This is a genomic window from Streptomyces sp. NPDC030245 (assembly GCF_055572995.1).
The window spans coordinates 22,038-45,986 of the sequence record NZ_JBVICF010000009.1; the positions used below are offsets into that span (position 1 = coordinate 22,038).

A 23,949-nucleotide genomic window follows, 5' to 3' on the forward strand; every position below is an offset into this window, starting at 1 on the left:
AGCGATCGGATCACGCAATACCTCGGGGTCGACCATCGCCATCTCGGGGACGTCGACCCGGGAATTCTCACTGTTGAGCACGGCGCTCCCCCAATAAAATTCGGACGATTTCCGGTGCGGTGGGGACGATGTTATCCACGGTCGTCTCCACCGGCGGCAAACGTTCAAATTTATGGGGGAACGCCGGTCGGCGGGCCGGTGAAAGGCCCGCTCTTCTATTCGCTCTTGTTGTATCGCAGCAGGCTGAGCGGCACGAAGACGATGAGCAGCACCGCGCAGGAGATGAGGGCGGGGCCGAGATCGGCCGCGCCGTCCCCGCTCATGAGGGAGCGGCTCGCGGTGACCACGTAACCGATGGGGTTGATGTCGACGAACGCCTTCAGCCAGCCGGGCATGGTGGTCGGCTCGGCGAAGATGTTGCTGGCGAAGGTCAGCAGCGACAGCAGCAGCATGCCGAGCGCGGAGACGGCCTGGGGGGTGCGCAGCACCAGGCCGAGGAACGTCCAGATCCACGAGACGCAGAAGCCGAAGAGCACGGCGAGGAGCACACCGCCGGTGACGCCGAGCACTCCGCCGTCGGGCCGGAAGCCGAGCGCGAGCCCGACGGCGACCACGACGGCCGACGAGATCAGATAGCGCACCACGTCACCGATCAGCGCGCCGGTCAGCGGGGAGGGCCGCCAGATCGGCAGGGACTTGAAGCGGTCGAAGATGCCCTGTTGAAGGTCGGTGGTGAGGGCCACCCCGGTCTGCGTGGAGATGAACAGGACGCCCTGCACGAGGATGCCGGGCAGCAGGAACTGGAGGTACTCGCGGCTGCTGCCGGAGATCGCGCCGCCGAAGAGGTAGGTGAAGATCAGCGTGAACATCACCGGGGTGAGGGTCGCGTTGAACATCTGTCCCGGCGAGCGCTTGATCTTCACCAGCGCCCGCCAGCCCAGCGTGAGCGACGTGGACAGCGCCCCCGGCCGGTGTGCGGGGCGGGTGTCCTCGCCCAGGACCCGGTGCAGCCTCTCGTCCGCTTCGACGGGGCGTGCGGCGGTCGTCATCGGCTCTCCTCGGGGGTGGCGGGCCTGCGGCCCTGCTTGCGGCCCGGCTTGCGGGCGGAGGGCACTTCGGTGGTGGGGGGACGCCCGGTCAGCGCCAGGAACACTTCGTCCAGGCTCGGGCGGTCCATGGCGAAGTCGTCGACCTCGATGGTGCGGGTGAGTTCGCCGAGGGCGCGCGCCACGCTGCGGGGATCGGTGCCGCGCGCGGTGAGTTGGGCCGGTCCGGTGGTCTCGGCGGGCACACCGAGGGCGCCGACCAGGATGCGGCTCGCCGCCGGCAGGTCGTCGGGGTCCGTCAGCTCGACGCGCAGGGAGCCGCGCCCCACCGAGGACTTCAGCTCGCCGGGGGTGCCCTCGGCGACGAGCCTGCCGTGATCGATGACGGCGACGCGCTGCGCGAGCTGGTCGGCCTCTTCGAGGTACTGGGTGGTGAGCAGGACGGTCGTGCCGCGTTCGACGGTGGCTCGGATGATGGCCCAGACCTCGTTGCGGCTGCGGGGGTCGAGCCCCGTGGTCGGCTCGTCGAGGAACATCAGCTGGGGCCGGACGATGAGTCCGGCGGCCACGTCGAGCCTGCGGCGCATGCCGCCCGAGTAGCCGCGGGCCGGCCGGTCGGCGGCCTCGACCAGGTCGAACGCCTCCAGCAGGTCGCGGGCGCGCTCCCGCGCGGCGGTGGCGCGGTAGCCGTGCAGCCTGGCGAGCAGCAGCAGGTTCTCCATGCCCGTGAGGTCGTTGTCGACGCTGGCGAACTGGCCGGTGAGGCTGACCCGTTCCCGTACGCGGTTCGCTTCGCGGACGACGTCGTGGCCGAAGACCCGGGCGCTGCCCGCGTCGGGGGCGAGCAGGGTCGCCAGGATGCGCAGGGTCGTGGTCTTGCCCGCGCCGTTGGGTCCGAGGACTCCGTAGACGGCGCCGGCCGGGACGGACAGGTCGAGGCCGTCGACGGCCTTGGTGGCCCCGAAGGACTTCACCATGCCGACGGTCTCCACCGCGAGTTCAGTGCTCACATTCACCCTTGGGTTCGCTTGCGGCTGGGGTCTCGGGCCGGGCCTGTGGGGCTCCGGCCGGGCTCTGGGTGCCGCGTCCGGCCCGCTTCTGTGCCGCCTGGGGGGACCTGAGTCCGAGGCCGTAGGCGATGTCCTGCCAGGTGACCCCCATCTCCCGGGCGATGAACAGCAGGCTCGCCTCCAGTACGTCCAGGTCGGCGCGGGCGCGCGGCAGCAGCGTCAGGGCCGCCATGACGTCGGTCCTGTCCATCTCGGGCGCGTCGGCGGGCCGCCCGCCTCCGCCGGCCCAGGAGGCGATGAGGTGCACGGCCTGCTGGGCGGTGAGCCGGGCGGACGGTCCGGCCGGTTCCGGCCCGCCGCCGGCGGCCAGGCGCTCGGTCACGTGCCGCAGCGCCAGGTGCTCCCGACGGGCGCGGGCGTGGTCGGGGTCCTCGGCGCGGCTCAGGGCGTCGGGCCCCTCCGGTTGATCGGTCATGGGAGCGAGCCTGGCGACTTCAACCGTCGGTTGTCAACCATAAGTTGAACTCCAACGGTTGAAGTCACTCGTCCGGAGGAAGCGCTGCCCGTGTTCCTCGTCAGCCGACCGGCGCCCGCCGGACGGTGGTCCCGGTCCCGGCGGGTGTGAAGCGCGCCGCGGCGGCCAGGAAGACGTCGTTCTCGGCGGCCGTACCGACCGTCACCCGCACTCCTTCACCGGGGAAGGCCTTGACCAGGACCCGCTGCTCGCGGCAGTGCGCGGCGAAGGCCTCCGCAGCCGGGCCGATGGGCATCCAGAGGAAGTTGGCGCCGCTGACCGGCACGTCCCAGCCGCGGCCGAGCAGGGCGGCCCGGAGCCGCTCCCGCTCCCGGATGAGCTGCCGACAACGCGCCCGCACCTCCTGCTCGCACTCCAGCGCGGCGATCGCGGCCCGCTGTGCGAGGGTGCCGACCGCATAGGGAACCGCGACCCGGCCCAGCAGCTCGGCCACCGGCGGGGCGGACAGGCAGTAGCCGATCCGCAGCCCGGCCAGCCCGTACGCCTTGGAGAAGGTGCGCAGCGCGACCACGTTCGTACGTCCCTGCCGCAGCCGGTCGCGCACCAGGCCGAAGCCGTCGAGCGGGTCGGCCTCCTCCTCGGTGAACTCCGCGTACGCCTCGTCCAGGACGACCAGCACGTCCGGCGGCACCTCGGCGAGGAAGCGCTCCACGTCCGTCCGGGACACGGATGTCCCGGTCGGGTTGTTGGGCGAGCAGACGAAGACGAGCCGTGTGCGGTCGGTGACCGCCGCGGCCATCGCCGGCAGGTCGAGGGCGTGTCCCGCGGTCAGGGGCACCCGGCGCACCACCGCGCCCGCGGTGCCCGCGATGGACGGATAGACCTCGAACGAGCGCCAGGGGACGATCACTTCGTCACCCGCCGCGCAGGTGATCTGGATCAGCTGCACGCACAGGCCCACCGAGCCCGGCCCCAGCGAGAGCGTGGCGGGCGGCACCCCGTGGCGTTCGGCGAGCCGGCCGGTGAGGTCGGCGGACGCGTTGTCCGGATAGCGGTTCAGCTCCTGGACCGCGCCGGACAGCGCGCTCTGCACGGCGGCGGGCGGCGCGAACGGCGATTCGTTGCAGTCCAGGCCGATCGTCCCCGCCGCCGCGGTCCGCCCCCGGAACAACGGCAGGCCGTCCAGATCCGACCGGACCCGCGGCCGGGCCGCGGCCGGACGCTCCGGGCCGGGCGGGGTGTTCATTCCGCGCGGCCCTCGGCACCGGCGGCCGCGCTCACCGCGTCCACCAGGCTCTTGGGGCGCATGTCCGTCCAGTGCTGGTCTATGTACTCCAGGCACTCGGCCCGCGGGGCCTCACCGAACACCGTGCGCCAACCGTCGGGAATGTCGACGATGACCGGCCACAGCGAATACTGCAGTTCGTCGTTGATCAGGACGACGTACGTGGCGTTTTCGTCCTCGAACGGATTCGACATCGCCTCTCCAGTTCTCTTCGCGCTTTTCTCTTCGATGGCGTCGAAAAGACTCTCACGGGCGTTGCGGCATAACAAGGCTGCTCTGTACGAGATCCAGCAATTCCGCGGCGTTCTCTTCGATGAAGAAATGGCCGCCGGGGAGAACTCTGAATTCGAAGCCCGCGTCGGTGTGCGGCTGCCAGTCCACGGCGTGCTCCGGCCCGGCCTTCGGGTCCGCGCGCCCGACGAGCACGGTGAGCGGCAGCCCGACGCGCGCGCCGGGAGAAGGCCGGTAGGCGGCCAGTGCGCGGTAGTCGTCGCGCAGGGCCGGCAGCGCCTGCCGCAGTGCCTCGTCGTCGGAGCCCGGCCGGTCGCCGGTGCCGGCGAGTGCGCGTACCTCGGCGATGATCCGCTCGTCGGTCCAGTGCGCCCGCCGGTCCTCCTCCCGCGGGTGGGACGGCGCGCGGCTGCCGGACGCGAAGAGGTGCCCGACGGCTCCCGGCCGCTCCCGCTCCAGCAGCCGTACGGTCTCGAAGGCGACCAGCGCGCCCATGCTGTGGCCGAGGAACGCCGTCGGCAGGTCCTGCCCGGCCGGCAGCGCGTCGGCCACGCCGCGGGCCAGGCCGTGGATGTCGGTGACGGCCGGTTCGGTGCGCCGCCACTGGCGTCCGGGGTACTGGACGCCGACCACTTCGAGGCCGGGCGGCGCGGCGCGCGCCAGCGGGAAGAAGGAGGCGGCGGAGCCACCCGCGTGGGGAAAGCAGACCAGGCGCAGCCGTGCGTCCCGCCCCGGATGGAAGGACATGGTCCAGCCGCCGGTGTCACTGCTCATGGCTCGCCTCCTGCATGCCGTCGGTTTCCTCTCGGTCGCTCTTCCGCTGTTCTCCGCCGTTTTCTCCGCCGTTTTCTCCGCCGTTTTCCCTGCCGCTTTTTGTGCCGTTCGGATTTCCCTCCGCGGGGCGGGGCGCACCGCCGTCCGGCCAGTTGGGGCATTCCTCCCGCAGATGACCTGCCAATGCTTTCGGGGACGGAAAGTCGTAGATGAGGGTGGAGAGCAGCGGTACTCCGGTCGCGGCGACGATGCGGTTGCGCAATTCGATCGCCCCGAGCGAGTCGAAGCCGAGCTGCGGGAAGAGCGCCTCCGGCGCGATGGCGTCCGGGGAGTCGTGGCCGAGCACCGACGCGGCTTCCGCAAGCACCAGTTCGAGCAGCGACCTGCGGGCGTCGGCCGTGGGCGGCGCGGTGGGTCCGGCGCCGTTCGCCTCCACGGGGGCACTTGCGTGCACCGTCGCGGTGGCGGTGGCGGGCGGGGGTGTGGTGAGGCGGGCCGCGACCACGACCGGCGCCGCGGTGACCAGGGCCTCGTCGAACAGTTCCAACCCCCGGTCCGCGGACAGGGCACGGATGCCCTGACGGGCGAGCCGCTCGTGGTCCTCGGCGCGCAGCCGTCCGGTGATGCCGCTGGCCGGCTCCCACAGTCCCCAGGCGATGGACAGGGCGGGGAGCGACCGGGCGCGGCGGTACTCGGCCAGGGCGTCCAGGAACGCGTTGGCCGCGGCGTAGTTGCCCTGCCCCGCCGAGCCGGTGACTCCGGCCACCGAGGAGAACAGGACGAAGGAGGTGAGGCCGAGGTCCGCGGTCAGTTCGTGCAGGTTCAGGGCGGCGAGCGCCTTCGTCCGCAGGACGTCGGTCCACGCGTCCGGGGTCAGGGAGCCGATCGGCGCGTCCCGCGTCGTCCCGGCGGCGTGCACCACCGAACCGATGCGGATGCCCCGTCCCAAGAGCCCGTCCAGGAGTGCCGCGAGGGCCGTCCGGTCACTCGCGTCGCAGGCGGCGACGGTGACCCGGGCCCCCGATGCGCGCAGCTCCTCGGCCAGTTCGGCGCTGCCGGGGGTCGCCGCGCCGCGCCGCCCGATCAGGACGAGGTCCCGTACCCCGTGCCGCGTCACGAGATGCCGGGCGACGAGCCCGCCGAGTGTCCCGAGGCCACCGCTGACCAGGACCGCGCGCTCGGTGTCGAAATCCCTGACGGCGAGGACGACTTTGCCGACGTGCCGCGCTTCGGCGACGTACCGGTACGCGGCCGGGGCGTCACGCACGTGGCGCAGGGTGAGCGGTGGGGGCGTCAGCGTCCCGTCCTCGAAGAGCGGCAGCAGTTCGGCGAGCATCCGCTGGATGCCGTCGGGTCCTGCCTGCCGGATGTCGAAGACGGTGTACTCGGCTCCCTCGTGCGCGGCGGCCACCTGCTCGGGGTCGCGCGGGTCCGTCTTGCCCATCTCCAGGAACCGGCCGCCCGGCGTGAGGAGCCGCAGGGACGCGTCGGTGAGCGGTCCGGCAAGGGAGTTGAGCACCACGTCCATGCCGGCGCCGCCGGACGCGGTCCGGAAGTCGCTCTCGAAGGTGTCGTCGCGGGAGGAGGCGATGTGGTCGGAGGCCAGGCCCGCCGCGCGCAGCACGGGCCACTTCGCCGGACTGGCGGTGGCGAAGATCTCCGCCCCGGCGTGCCGGGCGAGCTGCCGGGCGGCGAAGCCGACCGCGCCGGTCGCCGTGTGGACGAGTACCCGTTCGCCGGCGCGGAGCCGACCGAGTTCGTTGAGGCCGTAGTACGCGGTGAGGAACGCCACCGGCACGGCGGCCGCCTCGGCGAACGACCAGTGCTCCGGCACGGGGGCGAGCAGACGCTCGTCAGTGACGGAGACCGGACCGATCCCGTCGAAGAGGCCCATCACCCGGTCCCCCGCCCGCAGACGGCCTGCTCCGGGGCCGACCTCGACGACCACGCCCGCGCCTTCCACGCTCTGCCGGCCCTCGCCCGCGGGCACACCGGCCCCCGGCTCGACGACGCCCAAGGTCAGCAGTACGTCACGGAAGTTGACGCCGGCGGCGTGCAGCGCCACACGTACCTGTCCCGCACCGAGAGGCGCCGCGGCGTCGGGCCACTCCACCAGGGCCAGCTCGTCAGGGGTCCCGCGGCCGACGAAGTCCAGCCGCCAGTTCACGTCGCCGGCCGGCACGTCGAGCGGTCGGCCGCTCACCGGCGTCAGCTCCGGGGCGAGCGGTACGCCGTTCCTCAGGGCGGTCTGGGGAAGACCGGAACGCACCACCCCGTCGAGCGCCCGCGCCGACTCCTCGCTCGCGTCGACGTCGATCAGCCGGACTCGTCCCGGCTCCTCCTGTTGCGCGCACCGGCCGAGTCCCCACAGGGCGGCGGCCACGGGGTTCGTCGCCGGGCCGTCGTCGGCGGTGCCGACCGCCCCTCTGGTCACCAGGGCGATCCCGCACCGGGCGAGTGCCGGTGCCGCGAGGATCTCCTGGAGGACGGCCAGCACGTCGGCGGTCACGGCACCGACCTCGCCCGGCGCGCCCGCCGGGCAGGGAATCACCACGGTTTCGGGCACTTCCCCGGGTGCCCGGCGCACCAGTTCGGCGACGTCGGCACAGCGCTCGGCGTCCAGGGCGTCCAAGGCGGACAAGGCGTCGTGGGCCTCGTGTGGGGTGGCGGTACCGGGGACGATCAGCGCGAGCCTGCTTGGCCGTTCGGCATGGTCGGCCCCTTGCCCGGCCGCGCCTGCGGTGTGCGGGCCGGCCGGGCGCCAGTCCAGGCGGCGCAGTCTGCTGTCGTCCGCGGTCGACGGCGAGCGCAGGGCCAGGCGCCCGACCGACAGGACCGGGTGACCGTCGGTGTCGGACAGTTCCAACGCGACCTCGTCGCGTCCCACGGCCGTGAGCCGAACCCTCAGCCGAGGGGTGCTCGCAGGCGCGTGGAGGGTCACGTCGCGCCAGCTGAAGGGGATGCGGAAGCCGAGGTCACGGACGCCGGTGGGGGAGGCCTCGTCGGCCAGGCCGAAGAGTTCGACCGGGTGCAGGGCGGCGTCGAGGAGGGCGGGGTGCAGGCCGAAGAGCGTGGTCTGCGAGGCGATGGGCGCCGGTGGTTCGAGTTCGGCGCAGATGCCGTCGGCCGTACGCCACAGGGCTCGCAGCCCCCGGAAGGCGGGGCCGTACGCGAGGCCCCGGGCGGCGAGGCGGGCGTAGTCGCCCTCGTGGTGCAGCGGCAGGGGCTCGGCGTCCGGTGGCGGCCAGGTCACCGACGGTATCGGGGCGGCGGAGCCGGCCAGCGCGGCGGCCAGTACACCGGCGGCCGTGGACTGCCAGGCGAGGGCGGGGTCGGCGGACGGGCGGGCGTGGAGGGTGAAGGGGCGGCGGCCGGAGCTGTCCGCGGCGCGTGCCACCACTCGCAGTTCGATCGCCGTCCGGTCGGCCACGACAAGGGGGGCGGCCAGGGTGAGCTCCTCCACCCGGTCGCAGCCCGCCTCGCGCGCCACCTGGCAGGCCAGTTCGGCGAGGAGTGCGCCCGGCACCAGGGCCTGTCCGGCCACCACGTGCTCACCGAGCCAGGGAAGTGCGGCCGGGTCGAGCCGCCCTGACCACACCATTTCGCCGGTGTCCGGCAGGTCGAGCGGGCGGTCGAGCACGGGATGGCCCGTGGCGCGCGGACCGCTGGCGCGGGACGGCTCGGTCGCGGGCTCGGTCGGATCGAGCCAGTACCGCCGGCGTTCGAAGGGGTAGGTCGGCAGGGTGGTCAGTTCTCCGCCCCAGGCACCGGCCACGGCGGGCCAGTCCACGTCGAGGCCGGCGGTGAAGCCCGCCGCGAGTCCCTCCGCCGCGGTCCGCGCCTCGTCGTGGGCGCCGCGCAGCAGCGGCACCGTGACGGCGCGGCCGTGTGTCTCGTCCTGCCCGGGGTCCCCGGCAAGGTCCGCGAGGACCGTCGACGCCATGGACGTGAGGGTGCTGTCGGGGCCGATGTCCACGAAGTGCCGCCCGCCTTCCGCGCGGGCCGCGGCGATGCCGTCGGCGAAGCGGACCGGGCGCCGTATGTGGTCCGTCCAGTAGTCGGGCGACATCAGCTCCGCCGCCTTCGCCATCTCGCCGGTCACGTTCGACACGAGGGGCAGCACCGGCCGCCGGTACGTGAGTCCCGCCGCGACCTCTCTGAACGCGGCGAGCATCGGCGCCATGAGAGGCGAGTGGAAGGCGTGGCTGACCGAGAGTGCCGTGGTCCGGTGCCCGGCGGCCTTGAGCTGGGTGACCACGGTCGACACCGCGTCGCTCGCGCCCGAGACCACGACCGCGCGGGGGCCGTTGACGGCGGCGATGCCCACCTGGTCCTCGAGGCCGTCGAGCAGCGGTGCCACCTCCGTGAGGCCCGCCCGTACCGCGACCATCGCGCCGCCCGAGGGCAGTGACTGCATCAACCTGCCGCGTGCCGCGACGAGTTCGGCCGCGTCGGCGAGGGAGAAGACGCCCGCGACGTGCGCGGCGACCAGTTCACCGACGGAGTGCCCCATGACGATGTCCGGCCGTACGCCCCAGGAACGCACCAGTTCGTACAGCGCGTACTCGGTGGCGAACAGCGCGGGCTGGGTGAAGGCGGTCCGGTGCAGTGCCGCCGCCTCGGCGGAGGCGTGGTCCGCGAAGACGACGGAGGCCGTCGGGCGCTCCAGGTGCGGGTCGAAGGCGGCGCACGCCTTGTCGAAGGCATCCGCGTACGCCGGGAAGCGCTCGTACAACTGCTTGCCCATGCCGGGGCGTTGCGTGCCCTGTCCGGCGAACATGAAGACCCGGCGTCCGTCGGCGGGACCCGCCGTGCCTCGTGTCAGGGCAGCGGCCGGGCGGTCCTCGGCCAACGCCGCGAGGCCGTCGAGGAGAGCCGCCCGGTCCTCGGCGACGACGGTGGCGCGGTGGTCGAACCCGGACTGGACACGGGCGGCGGTGTACGTGACCGCCGCGACGTCGGGGGTGTCCGGGGCGTCGTCCGTGGGGTTCTCCGACGAGGGTGAGGTGCTCGGCGGATTCTGCGATCCGGACGGCGTGCTGTGCGGGCGCCGCGATCCGGACGCTCCGCTCAGCAGGTCATGGAGACGGCGGGCCTGCGTGCGCAGGGCCTTCGGTGTCTTCGCGGACAGCACCAGCGGCAGCGCGTCATCGCGGTGGCCGGCCGCAGGGTCGCCGGGCACGTCCAGGGCGAAGGGGGCGCCGGGCACGTCGGGGGCCGCGGCGACATCGCGTGGGCCCGCGACCGTGAGGGCGTTCCGCACGCCCCGGCGAGTGGAGGCCGACGGCTCGGCAGGTGGTTCTTCGAGGATGACGTGCGCGTTCGTCCCCGAGATCCCGAACGAGGACACCCCCGCCCGACGCGGCCTGCCCTCCTCCCCCACCCACGGCACCGCCTCCCGCAACAAGCGGACACAACCCCACTCCACCCCACCCACCGGCTCCACCACATGCAACGTCCGCGGCAACACCCCATGCCGCAACGCCTCCACCATCTTGATCACACCACCCACACCCGCAGCCGCCTGCGCATGCCCGATATTCGACTTCAACGACCCCAACCACAACGGCCGCCCCACCGGCCGCCCCCCACCAAACACCTCCACCAACGCCCCCACCTCCACCGGATCCCCCAACACCGTCCCCGTCCCATGCCCCTCCACCACATCCACCCCCGACGCCGACACCCCCGCATCCGCCAACGCCCGACGAATCACCCGCTGCTGCGCCACCCCACTCGGCGCCGTCAACCCATTCGACGCACCATCCGAACCCACCCCACTCCCCGCCACCACCGCCAACACCCGATGACCCAACTCCCGAGCCACCGACAAACGCTCCACCAACAACATCCCCACACCCTCGGACCACCCCGTCCCCGAAGCATCCGAAGAAAACGAACGACACCGCCCATCCCCCGACAACCCACCCTGACGAGAAAACTCCACAAACGCCCCCGGAGTCCCCATCACCGTCGCCCCACCCACCAACGCCACATCACACTCACCCGACCGCAAAGAACCCACAGCCAAATGCAACGCAACCAACGACGACGAACACGCCGTATCCACCGTCAAAACAGGACCCTCAACACCCAACACATACGCCAAACGACCCGACAACATCCCCCCAGCCGAACCCGTCAACAAATAACCAGCCGAACCCCCACCCCCCTCCCACAAACGCGGCCCATACTCATAACCCATCCCCCCCACAAAAACCCCCACCCCACCACGCCCACGCAACGAACCCGGCGCCACCCCAGCCCGCTCCAACACCTCCCACGACACCTCCAACAACAACCGCTGCGCAGGATCCATCCCCGCCGCCTCCCGCGGCGACACACCAAAAAACCCCGCATCAAACAAACCCACACCCTCAACAAAACCCCCCTCACACACACCACACACCTCCCCCGACAACACCCCAGCACCCCACCCCCGATCCACCGGAAAACCAGACACCACATCCCCACCCGACACCACCACATCCCACAAACCCTCCGGCGACACCACCCCACCAGGAAAACGACAAGCCATCCCCACAATCACCACCGGATCATCGGAGGAAGCCACGTTCTCTGATTTCGGGTGCGCTTTCGCGCGTGCCGGTGACGCAGGCGCGATTGTTTCGGCAGACGAATTGCCGGAAGGCGGGTCGGCGAGGAGAGAACCCAGGAACGTGCCCAGTGCGACGGGCGTCGGATGGTCGAACACCACGGTCGGCGGCAGCCGCAGGCCGGTCACCTCGCAGAGCCGGTTGCGCAGTTCGACCGACAGCAGTGAATCGAAGCCGGCGTCCCGGAAGGCGATGGCGCCCTCGACGCCGCGCCCGCCCAGCACCTCGCCGGCGATCGACATGACGAGGCGGCGGCTCTCCGTCGTCCGTTCACCCTCCGGCAGTTCGGCCAGCCGTCGTGACCAAGGGGTTCCCGTCCGGTCGGCGGCGCGGGCAGCGACGGTGGCGGCGGCCGGGGCCGGAGCGGGGTCGAGCGCCGCGGCGACCACGGTCGGCAGGTCCGGGTGCAGGGCGCGGGCGGCGTCGTACATGCGCAGGCCCCGCGCCACGTCGAGCGGTCGCAGCCCGGTGCGGCGCCCGAGGCGTTCGACGTCGTCAGCCGTCAGCCGCCCCGCCATCCCGTCCGGCAGGTCCCACAGGCCCCACGCCAGCGAGCGGCCCGGGAGGCCGAGGTCGGCCCGGTGCTGCGCGAGGGCGTCGAGGAACGTGTTGGCCAGGGTGTAGTTCCCCTGTCCCGCCGCGCCGAGCGTCCCGGTGGCGGAGGAGAAGAGGTCGAAGAAGGCCAGCGGGGCCGAGCGGGTCAACTCGTGCAGGTGCCACGCGGCCTCGGCCTTCGGGCCGAGCACGGCGTCGAGTTGCTCGAACGTCAGCGAACGGACGGTGGCGTCCTGGACGACGCCGGCGGCGTGGACGATCCCGGTCAGCGGGTGGTCGGCGGGGACGGCGGCGAGGACCGCGGCGAGCGCCTCCCGGTCACCGCAGTCGCAGGCGGCTATCCGCACCTGGGCGCCCATGCCGCGCAGCTCCCGTGCCAGCTCCTGCGCTCCTTCGGCGCGGGTGCCGCTGCGGCTGGTCAGCAGCAGGTGCCGCACGCCGTGTCGAGCCACCAGATGCCGGGCGAACCGGGCGCCGAGCGCACCGGTGCCGCCGGTCACCAGGACGGTGCCGTGCGGGAGCACCGGCACACCGGTGGTCGCGGCGGGGCCCGTCGGCGTGGCCGGCCAGGGTACGGGCACCAGCTCGGGCGCGAGCAACGCACCGTCGCGCAGGGCGAGTTCCGGCGCTTCACCGACGGTCACGGCGGCCAGCACCTCGCGTGTCAGACGGCTCTCGTCGAGGTCCCCGTCCACGTCCAGGAGCATGAAGCGGTCCGGGTGCTCCGACCGCGCGGTGCGGATCAGGCCCCACAGCGGCGCGTGGACCAGATCCACCGGCGCCTCGGCGGTCCCCGCACCCGTGCGCACCGCTCCGCGGGTGATGAACACCAGCCGCGTACCGGCGAACCGGTCGTCGCCCAGCCAGCTCCGCAGCAGCGTCAATGTTTCCCGGGCCGCCCGGCGGACGTCGGCGGGTACCTGGGGCTCCCGGTCGGTGACGGGTGACGGCGGGCAAGGCACCAGTACGGCGGCGGGCGGCGCGGCGCCGGAGTCCAGCCGGGCGGCCGCCTCCACCATGTCGGGGACGGCGGTGAGACCCGAACGCGGGGCGGATCCGAGGATCCAGCACGCGTCGGTGTCCGAGGCCGCATCCGGCGCGGCGCCCTCGGCGAGGGGGGTCCACACCGTCCGCATGAGCCCGTCGTCCGCCGGGCCGTCCGCAGCGGCCCGCAGCACCAGCGCGTCCACGGCGGCCATCGGGGTTCCGTACTGGTCCGTGATCCGCAGCGCCACCGTGTCCGGGCCGACGGGTGACATCCGTACGCGCAGCTGCGTCGCGTCACCGCCGTACAGCCGCACACCGCTCCACGAGAAGGGCAGCCGTACGCGACCGTCGGCCGCACCCTGCCACACGGTGGCGTGCAGCGCCGCGTCCAGCAGCGCCGGGTGCAGGGCGTACCCCGACGTGTCGGTCCCCTCGGGCAGCCGTACGTCGAGGTACATGTCCTCGCCGAGCCGCCAGGCGGCCTCCAGGCCGCGGAAGGTGCTGCCGTAGGTGTATCCGGCCTCCGTCAGCTCGGCGTACAGGGGGCCGATGTCGACGGGCACCGCGCCGGGAGGCGGCCAGGCCGCCGGGTCGAGGTCCGCGGGTTCCCGGGGCGCACGCGGCGCGAGGGCTCCGGTGGCATGACGGGTCCAGTCGGCGGCCCGGTCCTCGTCGGTGTCCCGCGCCGCCCCGCGGGCGCCGCCGGGACGCGCGTACACGGTGAAGGGCTGCTCCCCCGTCTCACCGGCCGCGCCGACGACGAACTGGATCTCGACCGTCCTGCCGTCCTCGGGGACGCGGACCGGCGCCTGCTGCGTCAGCTCGGCGACCGTCGCGGCGCCGTCGAGTGCGGCGATGTGCGCGGCCAGTTCCACCAGCGCCGTGCCCGGCAGCACCGTGTGCCCGCCGATCCTGTGCTCGGCCAGCCAGGGGTGGGTGAGCGTGGAGAGCGCGCCGGTGAAGGCCCGTGCGTCCCGGTCCGCGAGCGTGACGGCGGTGTCGAGCAGCGCGTGCTCCCCGCTGTGCGGCGGGCGCGGCGCTTCGGCGTTCAGCCAGTACCGCTGCCGCTCAAACGGGTACGTCGGCAGGATGACCAACGGCCGCCTGGGGATGACGGCCTGCCAGTCCACGGGAAGGCCCTGCGTGTAGGCGGTGGCCAGCGCGCGCAGGAGCCCACCGGCGCCGTCCGCGCCCGGGTGCAGGGCGTTCAGCAGCCCCGTCCCCGGGCGGTCGTCCGCAGCCGTGCCGTCGACGTCCGGGGAGTGCGGCTCGACGACGAGCCCAGAGGCGGTCGGCATCGCCACGAGGGTTCGGCGGCCACCGCCGGTCAGGTGACGCAGCGCCGCGTGCAGGTCGGCCGGCTCCCGTACGGCGCGCAGCCAGTGCTCGGCCGTCAACTCTGCTTCTACGTCCAGTGCTTGGCCGGTTCGCGGCGAGCAGAGGTCGACACTCGTACTGCGCGGGGTCACTCCGGCCATGGCAGCGCGCAGTTCCTCGTCGGTGCCTCCGCGCACGAGGGCCGCGCAGACGCGTGCCGCGTCGTCCAGGGTCAGCGCCCCCGCGACATGTGCGGCGACGATCTCTCCCACGCCGTGGCCCAGCACCGCGTCCGGCCGCACACCGCACCGCTCCCAGAGCCGGGCGAGAGCGGTTCCCGCCACGAACGCCACGGCCTGCCGGGGCTCGGCGGGGCTCAACTCGCTCACGTCGCGGCCGAGATGGGCCGCGAGGGCGGCGGCGCAGTCGCGGACGTGCTCGGCGAAGGCGGGCGAGGAGGCCAGCAGCTGGCGTACGGCGGACGCGACGTCCTGCCCTTCCGCGCCGTCACCCCCGTCCTTGCCGTCACCTTGGCCGCCGCCGAAGACGAACACGGCCCGGCCACGCCCGGTCGCGACGCCGGTCGACAGCAGCACGTCCGGGCGCCCGGCGGCCAGAGCGTCCAGTGCGCCCCGGTAGTCGCCGTCCGCCCCGGGCAGTACGGCGGCGCGGTGGTCGAACCCGGACTGCACACAGGCGGCGGTGTACGCCACGGCGGACGGATCGACGGGGCCGTCGTCTCCTGACCGGGACTCCGTGCCGCCGGAGAGGAAGTCACTCAGGCGGCGGGCCTGCGCCCGCAGGGCCGTCGGTGTCTTGGTGGACAGCACCAGCGGCAACGACATGGGGCCGCCGCCGTGATCGACAGCGCCGGGCTGGCCGCTGTTGCCGGTGGGGGCGCCGGTGCCGGGGCGGTCGGGCCCGTCGGTGCCGGGCCCGTCGGTGCCGGGCTGGTCGGGAGCGGGGGCCCGACCGCCGTCGCCGGCCGAAGCATCAGCGCCGGTCCGATCGACGCTGCCGGGCCCGTCGGTGCCGGGCTGGTCAGGAGCATCGGCGCGACCACCGTCACCGACCGGGGCATCGGCGCCGGACCGATCTACAGCACCAGGCCGGTCGGGAGCGTCGGCGCGACCGCCGTTGCCGGCCGGCACGTCGGCGCCGGGCCGACCCGCATCACCGGCCCGACCTTCGGCGCGGGCCAGCACATCAGCGCTGACCGGCGCATCAGCGCGGGCCGGGACGCCGGCGCCGGCGCCGGCCCGATCCGTACCGCCGACCGCGCCCTCGCCGGCGCGGCCCTCGGCGCCGGTTCCCTCGGGGCCCGTCCCCGGAGCACCCGCCGCGGCACCCCGCAGGTCCAGAAGGATCGGGGCCGGCGACTCGGCGGTGCCGGCCGCTCGTTCGGCGCCCGGCGCCGGGTCGTCGAACTCAGGTGGTTCTTCGAGGATGACGTGCGCGTTCGTCCCCGAGATCCCGAACGAGGACACCCCCGCCCGACGCGGCCTGCCCTCCTCCCCCACCCACGGCACCGCCTCCCGCAACAAGCGGACACAACCCCACTCCACCCCACCCACCGGCTCCACCACATGCAACGTCCGCGGCAACACCCCATGCCGCAACGCCTCCACCATCTTGATCACACCACCCACACCCGCAGCCGCCTGCGCATGCCCGATATTCGACTTCAACGACCCCAACCACAACGGCCGCCCCACCGGCCGCCCCCCACCAAACACCTCCACCAACGCCCCCACCTCCACCGGATCCCCCAACACCGTCCCCGTCCCATGCCCCTCCACCACATCCACCCCCGACGCCGACACCCCCGCATCCGCCAACGCCCGACGAATCACCCGCTGCTGCGCCACCCCACTCGGCGCCGTCAACCCATTCGACGCACCATCCGAACCCACCCCACTCCCCGCCACCACCGCCAACACCCGATGACCCAACTCCCGAGCCACCGACAAACGCTCCACCAACAACATCCCCACACCCTCGGACCACCCCGTCCCCGAAGCATCCGAAGAAAACGAACGACACCGCCCATCCCCCGACAACCCACCCTGACGAGAAAACTCCACAAACGCCCCCGGAGTCCCCATCACCGTCGCCCCACCCACCAACGCCACATCACACTCACCCGACCGCAAAGAACCCACAGCCAAATGCAACGCAACCAACGACGACGAACACGCCGTATCCACCGTCAAAACAGGACCCTCAACACCCAACACATACGCCAAACGACCCGACAACATCCCCCCAGCCGAACCCGTCAACAAATAACCAGCCGAACCCCCACCCCCCTCCCACAAACGCGGCCCATACTCATAACCCATCCCCCCCACAAAAACCCCCACCCCACCACGCCCACGCAACGAACCCGGCGCCACCCCAGCCCGCTCCAACACCTCCCACGACACCTCCAACAACAACCGCTGCGCAGGATCCATCCCCGCCGCCTCCCGCGGCGACACACCAAAAAACCCCGCATCAAACAAACCCACACCCTCAACAAAACCCCCCTCACACACACCACACACCTCCCCCGACAACACCCCAGCACCCCACCCCCGATCCACCGGAAAACCAGACACCACATCCCCACCCGACACCACCACATCCCACAAACCCTCCGGCGACACCACCCCACCAGGAAAACGACAAGCCATCCCCACAATCACCACCGGATCATCGGACGCTGAATTCCGCTCCGGCTTGGCGGTTTTCCGGGTGGAATGCGCGGGAGGGGTGTCGGTGGAGGCCTTCCGGAGCGTGGTCAGGAAATCGCTGAGGGCCAGGGGGGTCGGGTGGTCGAATACGGCTGTCGACGGGATGTCCAGGCCGGTCACCTCGGACAGTCGGTCCCGCAGTTCGGCCAGCATCATCGAATCGAAGCCCGCGTCCCGGAAGGCCGCTGCGCCGTCGAACGCGCCGCCGCCCAGCACCTCCCGGACCACGGAGAAGACCGTCTCCTCGGTGCGCAGTCCCGAGCGGGGCGCGGGCCCGGACGCCGGTCCGTCGGTCGTCTCCGCACCGGCCTCGGGCCACCAGTACGACTCCCGTTGGAAGGCGTACGAGGGCAGCTCGACGACCGCGGGTCGGGTGCCGGCGAAGGCGGGGCTCCAGTCGATGCGCACGCCCCGCACGTACAACTGCGCGACGGCCGCCACGAGGTCCGGTTCGGACGGTGCACCGCTCGGGGTGGTCCAGGACCCGGTGTCCGGCATGCGCACGCCGAGCCGCCCGGTCGCATCCACCCACAGGGCGTCGGCGGGGGCGGCTCCGGCGAACTCCGCGTATTTCGCTTGCGCTTCGCCCGCGGCGACGAGGCGCGCCCCGTCCTCCGGGGTCAGCAGGCCGCGGACGACCGCGGCGGCCACCGAGGCGGGCCCCTGCGGTGCATGGACCGCGTCCGGCCGGACCCCGTACGCCCGCCAGACCTCTGCGAGCGCGAGCGTGACGGCGAACACGCAGGCCGCGGCGGCCTCCGGTCCCGGCGTGCCGGTCCCGGTGCCGTGCAGCGCCTCGGCGACGGACGGCAGGCCGTAGGGCGCGAAGAGCCCGTCGTGCTCGGCGAGGGCGGCCTCGAATGCGGCCGAACGGGACAGCAGTGCGCGTCCGGCGTCAAGGCACGCGTCAGCCGTCTCCGGGAACACGAGGGCCAACTGCTCGTCCGGCGCAGCCGCTTCGCCGGTGGTGACCGCGTCCGTCGCCGTGCCGAGCAGCAAGGCGTCGAGAGCCGCCACGCGGTCCTCATGGGCCACCGCGAGGACAACTGCGCGGTGACTGAAGGCGGTTCGCGTGGTGGCGAGGGAGTACCCGATGTCCTCGGCTCGGCACTCGTGGTCCGCCACGACATGGTCCCGGAGCTTGCGGGCCTGGTCCCGCAGTGCCTGTGCGCCCCGCCCCGAGAGCACCCAGGGAACAGGGCACGGGGACTGGGTGCCGTCGGCGGGCCGAGCCGGGACGGCCGGGGTGGGGGCCGCGCCGGGCGGCGCCATCACGACGACGTGGCAGTTGGTGCCTCCCATGCTGAAGGAGGAGACTCCGGCCACGCGGCGAGTGCCCTTCCGCGCGGGCCACCGCTCGGTCCGGGTCTGCACGTGCAGGCCGAGCCCGTCGAGGTCGATCGCGGGGTTGGGGGACTCGAAGTTGAGGCTGGCCGGTATCACGTCATGCGTCAGGGCCAGGGTGACCTTGAGCAGGCCGGCGATGCCCGCCGCCGCTTCCAGATGGCCGATGTTGGTCTTGACCGAGCCCACCTGGAGCGGGGCACGGCCGTTCCGCCCCGGGCCGAACACCTGGCCGAGGGCGGCCGCCTCGATGGGGTCACCGACTTTCGTGCCGGTGCCGTGGAGTTCGACGTACTGCACGTCCTCGGGGGCGACCCCGGCCTGACGGTGGGCGGCGAGCACGGCGTCCGACTGCGCCACCGCGCTGGGCACGGTCAGCCCCTCGCCGTTGCCGCCGTGGTTGACGGCGCTGCCGCCGATCACCGCGTGCACGCGGTCACCGTCGGCCAGCGCCCTGGCCAGCGGCTTGAGCACGACGAGTCCGGCGCCCTCACCCCGTACGAATCCGTTGGCGCGCGCGTCGAAGGCGCGGCTGCTGCCGTCGGGGGACAGCCCGCCGAAGGCCTCGGCGAGCTCCGCGCCGTCCTCGGTCACGTTCAGGTGCACCCCGCCGGCCAGGGCCACGGACGCCTCCCCGCTCCGCAGGCCGGCGCAGGCCAGATGCACGGCGACGAGGGACGAAGCCTGGCCCGCGTCGACGGTGAGGCTCGGCCCGCGCAGGTCGAGCGCGTACGAGAGGCGGTTGGCGATGACGCTGCGGTGGGTCCCCGTCATGGCGTGGTGGGTGAGCGGCGCCGCTCCTTCACGCCGGACCACACCGGCGTAGTCGTTGGCCGAGGCACCGAGGAAGACACCGGTGTCGCTGCCGCGCAGCTCGGCGGGGAGCACTCCGGCCGACTCCAGGGCCTCCCACCCCAGTTCCAGCACGAGTCGCTGCTGCGGGTCCATCGCGTTCGCCTCGCGGGGCGATATGCCGAAGAAGCCGGCGTCGAACAGGTCCCGGTCGGGCAGCGTCCCCTCGTGCCTCCCGGTCTCGGGCGAGCGGCTGATGGCCGAGCGGCCGTCGTGGAGCAGGCGCCAGTAGTCGCCCGGCGCGGGGGCCCCGGGGAAGCGGCATGCCATGCCGATGATCGCGATCGGCTCGTCCTGCGCCGTCCTGGGCTCCGCCGTGCCGTCCGCCGAGTGTGCAGCCACTGTCGTTCCCCGCTCCTTCTGGTCCCACTGATTCCGCTGGTTCCGCTGGTTCTGTCGAGCCCACTGGTTCTGCCGGTCCTGCCGGTCCTTGTGGTCCGCGTCCCGCCGATGCGGGCGACGGTTCACCACGCCACGCGCAAGGAGCTGAGCCCCCGAGTGATCAGTCCGTCCTTCCACACGACGGCGGGTGCCGCGGGTTCGTCGTCGGCCAACCGCAGCGAGGGAAAGCGCTCGAAGAGCTCGAGGAGTGCCGTCCGCACCTGGAGCCGCGCCAGTGGCGCGCCGAGACAGCGGTGTATTCCGTGCCCGAAGGTGAGATGGGCCGACGACCTGTCGTCCCGCAGGACTTCCGGTGCGGTGAATACCTTGTCGTCGCGATTTCCGTGCAGCAAGGAGACCACCACCGCTTCTCCCGCGCGTATTCGTACGTCACCGAGTTCCATGTCCTCAAGTGCCACACGCGGGAAACTTATGGCGGTCGACGGGGTGAGGCGGAGCAATTCCTCGACGAGTGCGTCCGCCCGCGCCGCGTCCTCGACGAATTCCCGGGGAATCCGTTGCTGGAGTACGACGAGTACGGCGAGGCCGATCTGCCCGACCGTCGTCTCGTATCCCGCCGTGAGCAGGGCGAGTCCTAGGCTGACGAGTTCGGCCTTGGACAAGGCGTCGCCGTCGTGGGCCCGGATGAGGTCGGTGAGCAGGTCGTCGTCGTCCCGCAGCCGCTTGCGGTCGATGAGGGTGGACATGTAGTCGACGAGCTGGAGCCGCTGCCGGCTCTTCTCCAGGTCGCTGCTCGCGGTGATGTCGAAGAGCACCTCCACCCAGGAGTCGAAGATCGCCCGGTCCTCGACGGGCACCCCGAGCAGGCTGCCCAGTACGGCCACCGGCAGCGGTTCGGCGAAGGAGGACACCAGGTCGGCGGGGCTGCCGAGGCGCTCCATGCCGACCAGCAGGTCCACCGCCGTGCCGCGCACCAACGGGGCCATACCGGTCATCTTCCCGGTGGTGAAGGCGGCCGTGACGTTCCTGCGGAGCCGGGCGTGGTCGGTGCCGTCCAGGCTCATCATCGAGGTGGGGGACGGCGCCGCCGAGTTGAGCCGCGGGGCGTCCCCGGCCGCCGCCGCGGCCCTGCTGAAGCGGCGGTCGGTCAGCACCCGGCGCCCCAGGGCGTAGTCGCTCACCAACCACATCTCGTCACCGGGCGGCGTTCGGATTCGCTTTACCGGAACGGTATCGGCACCGGCCATGAATTCCGGTAGGGGACCCAGGTGATGTGGAGGCAGTACGGCGGACAACTCTGACACCTCAACTCTTCCGAGAAACCGGCCCGACGACCAACTCGCGTGTTCTGTGCGATATTTGGTGGCCCCGGTTGGAGCGTCAGCGTAACCGCACGCATGAGATGTGGCCACGAACGCTCATCGGATCTCCCGAACGCGTACGTCCGTCCAGAACTCGGCATTCTCCTGGCCGCCGAGTGCGTCCAGTACGAGAGGTGACCCCATGGATATAGCGACCGAGCAAGGCACATTCAGTACCGGTCTGCCCCATCTCGCCTTCGGCTCCGGAAAGCCGCTGGTCCTCCTGTCCGGATTCACGATGACGCACACGGTGCCGCCGCCCGGCGCACAGCGGCGCAGGGCGGCCGGGCTGGTGGCGCCGTTCGCCGCCGCCGGGTACGAGGTCTTCTGGACCAACCGCCGCCCCGGCATGCCGGTCGGCACGACGATCGGCGAACTGGCCGCCGAACACGCCGAGGCCCTGCGTGTGCGCTTTCCCGGCCCCGTCGCCGTGCTCGGGCACGGGACCGGTGGTTCGATCGCCCTGCAACTGGCGGTCGACCATCCCGACGTGGTCGACCGGCTGGTCCTGGCCGGCGCCGCGTACACCCTGGGGCCGGTCGGCAGGCGCTTCCACCGGGAGCTGATCGCGGCGGCCGAGCGTGGCCGGTCCGGCATGCACCGGGCGGCTCCCGCCATCACGGGCAACCCGCTGCTACAGCGCCTGCTGACGGTTCCGCTGTGGCTGGCAGGGCGTTTGAATCCGCCGCCGCGCGACATCTCGGACCTGAAGGCGACGCTGCTGGCCGAGGACGGCTTCGACGTCCGTGACCGGCTGGCCGAGGTGCGCGCGCCCACGCTCGTGCTGTGCGGCGGCCGCGACCGCCTGTGTTCTCAGGAGATGTTCGACGAGACCGCGGCCCGGATTCCGGAGGCCCGGCTGGTCCGGTACCCCCGGCGTGGGCACAACGTCCTGGGCACGCCCGAGTTCGCCCGCGACGTCCTCGCCTTCCTCGGCGCGCCCTGAGCCGTGCGCACCACGGGGACCTCCCGCATCTCGCGGGCGGTCCCCGGGCAGCCGGTTCACCCCGCCTCGGTGGTGCTTTCGGCGGTCCGTTCCGACAGTCGGTCCGCGAGATACTGCCAGGCGTTGGCACACTCCCGGGCGAGGCGGGCGACCACCTCCTGCCGGTGCGGCGGCACCGCGTCCACGATGCGGGCCCAGCCGTCCGCGTCCACCGAGGAGACCCGCAGTGCCCGCAGCAGTATCTTGCCGGCCATGGTGAGCCGCAGAGAGGGGTCCTTGCTGAGGCTCACCAGCAGGACGTCGCTGGCCTGGCCGTCCGGCCGGAGGGAGCCCCGGACCACTGCCCCGGTAGGACTCTCCCGGGCTCCGGCCTGCCGCTGTTGCGGTGTGACCAGCGGCTCGCCCCGGTTGAGCCGGGCCCGCACATCGCTGGCGGTGGCCGCCGAGATCCCCGCGAGCCTGGCTATCTCGCGCAGCGAGGCCTCCGGGTTGGCGCGCATCAGCTCCCCGGCACGCAGCCGTCTCTCGGCCCCGTTGCGCGGACGCACCCGTCCGTCCCGGCCGATGCTGGCGTTCGGCTGCTCATTTTGCGCAGTCGAACGCTGCCGTACGGCCCCCACGGTGTTCGCGGCGAGACCCACGACCTCGGCGATCCTGCGGTCGGACCACTGGGGGTGCGAGGCGACGATCCGGGCGGCGGCGGCCTTGCGGTCGGACAGCGAAAGGGGCAGCCCGTGCTCGCTGTTGAGCTGGACCGCCAGGACGAAGGCGTCCGCCTCCGCGCCGTCGAAGTAGCGGACCAGGATGCGGTCGTCGCCGCGCAGCAGGGCGGCCTGGAGTCGGTGCGCGCCGTCGATGACGCGCATCGTGGGGCGGTGCACCACGATGGGCGGGAGCGGCGTGTCCAGTGCCGCGAGGAGTTGGACGTGTTCCTCGTCCTCCCCGCCGGTGCGCGGGCCGCCCGACGTCCGCAGGGCTTCGACGGGTACGTACTCGACGGGCAGCGGCTGCGCAGACCCGGCGCCCGGGGCCGTGTTCGTCCCGCCGCCGCGTCCCGGCATGTCGGCACCGGACACCTCCGCCGTCCGAACGGCATGGGCTTCTAACCTACCGATCATGGTCAATCACCTCGGGGTGCGTGGTTGAGAGGGCCGGAGGGCGATCGTGGGTCGGTGGAAATGGGCAGCCGGACGCGGCCGCTTCTGCTGTGAGGTGTGTTTCCGCTGTGACTCATCGACGCGTCATGCCGAGCGGGCAGAGGCGACAAGTCGATAGAACGAGTACGGTTCGGTGGCGGTCTCGGGCGCCGTGAAGACGCACCGCTTCACCTTCTCCCGTACCGTTTCCGCGTCATATCATCGCGGTAATTTACACCGAGAAAGGAAAACGAAGGCGGCGGTCATGACGGTGAAACAAAATCGCAGTCCGCATAGTCGTCGCATACGAACCTCGCCCCCGTAGCAGAATATCCCCGCCCAACGAATTCCTTGCTCGCCCGTCGGTTACGGAACACCGTGACACTGCGCAAATTTGATCGCTTTCCGTCGATGTCTGTCAAGACGAAGAACCTGCGCAGAGCATTCGGCGGGCCCTCGTGGTCTGGATGCCTGAACCGTCGCGGACGCCCTGGAAGCCTGGTACCGCACGGGCGACAGGGCGACGGCGGGGGTATCCGGACAGATCTGCCGCACCGCCGGTCCAGGACGACGAAACCGGCGGTCATCATGTACGGAGGGCAGCATTCCGATTCCGGCGGCGCACCTCGGCGAGCAGGTCCGGCCATCTGAACGGGGTATCGCCATGGGTGCGCCGAAGCCGGCGCAGCAGACGCCGGCGCGCCAACCGGAATGCCACCGAGCACACCACCGACGTAATTGCGGGCACCACCGCCATGAAAGAAAGCCCGAAAAAGTAACGACGGCGCGGCCTGTACGCGCCGAGGAGGGCGCATCGTGCAATGTCGTCGATCTCCTCACGGCTGAGCAATTCATAAGCTGTTCGTTCGGCCATCGGTCGAGCATCGCAACACCGGGAAAGCCGGGCAAGAATTGTTCGAGAGCCGTTCGGAGGAG

11 protein-coding genes are annotated in these 23,949 nt (G+C 72.2%); 1 reads left to right on the top strand and 10 read right to left on the bottom strand.

Features of this window, described 5'->3' with window-relative positions:
* Positions 1-215 precede the first annotated feature (215 nt).
* The 8 genes from ACZ4Z4_RS23610 to ACZ4Z4_RS23645 form a co-directional block, all read right to left on the bottom strand.
* Positions 216-1,049, bottom strand: a complete 834-nt coding sequence (locus ACZ4Z4_RS23610) for an ABC transporter permease (protein WP_468330525.1) — start codon at positions 1,047-1,049, stop codon at positions 216-218.
* Positions 1,046-2,056, bottom strand: coding sequence for an ATP-binding cassette domain-containing protein (locus tag ACZ4Z4_RS23615; protein ID WP_468330528.1), 1,011 nt, complete (start codon positions 2,054-2,056; stop codon positions 1,046-1,048). The genes ACZ4Z4_RS23610 and ACZ4Z4_RS23615 overlap by 4 nt, the downstream gene beginning before the upstream one ends.
* The gene (locus ACZ4Z4_RS23620; RefSeq protein ID WP_468330531.1) at positions 2,046-2,531 is read right to left on the bottom strand and encodes a DNA-binding protein; all 486 of its coding nucleotides are present in this window, start codon (positions 2,529-2,531) and stop codon (positions 2,046-2,048) included. Before ACZ4Z4_RS23620 ends, ACZ4Z4_RS23615 begins: the two co-directional genes overlap by 11 nt.
* 100 nt (positions 2,532-2,631) lie before the next feature.
* Positions 2,632-3,777 (bottom strand): histidinol-phosphate transaminase, encoded by a 1,146-nt coding sequence (locus tag ACZ4Z4_RS23625; RefSeq protein WP_468330534.1) that lies wholly within the window; start codon positions 3,775-3,777, stop codon positions 2,632-2,634.
* A complete protein-coding gene (locus ACZ4Z4_RS23630) occupies positions 3,774-4,010 on the bottom strand; it encodes an MbtH family protein (RefSeq protein WP_468330537.1) in 237 nt (78 codons plus the stop codon). Before ACZ4Z4_RS23630 ends, ACZ4Z4_RS23625 begins: the two co-directional genes overlap by 4 nt.
* A gap of 52 nt (positions 4,011-4,062) precedes the next feature.
* Complete coding sequence (locus ACZ4Z4_RS23635) at positions 4,063-4,821, bottom strand: thioesterase II family protein (RefSeq protein WP_468330540.1); 759 nt, start codon at positions 4,819-4,821, stop codon at positions 4,063-4,065.
* Complete coding sequence (locus tag ACZ4Z4_RS23640) at positions 4,811-19,570, bottom strand: SDR family NAD(P)-dependent oxidoreductase (protein WP_468330543.1); 14,760 nt, start codon at positions 19,568-19,570, stop codon at positions 4,811-4,813. Before ACZ4Z4_RS23640 ends, ACZ4Z4_RS23635 begins: the two co-directional genes overlap by 11 nt.
* Before the next feature lie 122 nt (positions 19,571-19,692).
* A complete protein-coding gene (locus ACZ4Z4_RS23645; RefSeq protein WP_468330546.1) occupies positions 19,693-20,760 on the bottom strand; it encodes a cytochrome P450 in 1,068 nt (355 codons plus the stop codon).
* A 313-nt stretch (positions 20,761-21,073) separates the two neighbouring features.
* Between ACZ4Z4_RS23645 and ACZ4Z4_RS23650 the strand changes: the two genes are divergently transcribed.
* Positions 21,074-21,877 (top strand): alpha/beta fold hydrolase, encoded by an 804-nt coding sequence (locus ACZ4Z4_RS23650; RefSeq protein WP_468330549.1) that lies wholly within the window; start codon positions 21,074-21,076, stop codon positions 21,875-21,877.
* A 56-nt stretch (positions 21,878-21,933) separates the two neighbouring features.
* Here the strand turns inward: ACZ4Z4_RS23650 and ACZ4Z4_RS23655 are convergent, their stop codons facing one another.
* Positions 21,934-22,938 carry a ParB/RepB/Spo0J family partition protein gene (locus ACZ4Z4_RS23655; RefSeq protein WP_468330551.1) on the bottom strand — a complete coding sequence of 335 codons (1,005 nt, stop codon included), beginning with the start codon at positions 22,936-22,938 and terminating at the stop codon, positions 21,934-21,936.
* A gap of 661 nt (positions 22,939-23,599) precedes the next feature.
* Entirely contained in the window at positions 23,600-23,887 is a 288-nt protein-coding gene (locus ACZ4Z4_RS23660; RefSeq protein ID WP_468330554.1) for a hypothetical protein, read from the bottom strand.
* Between the last annotated feature and the right edge of the window lie 62 nt (positions 23,888-23,949).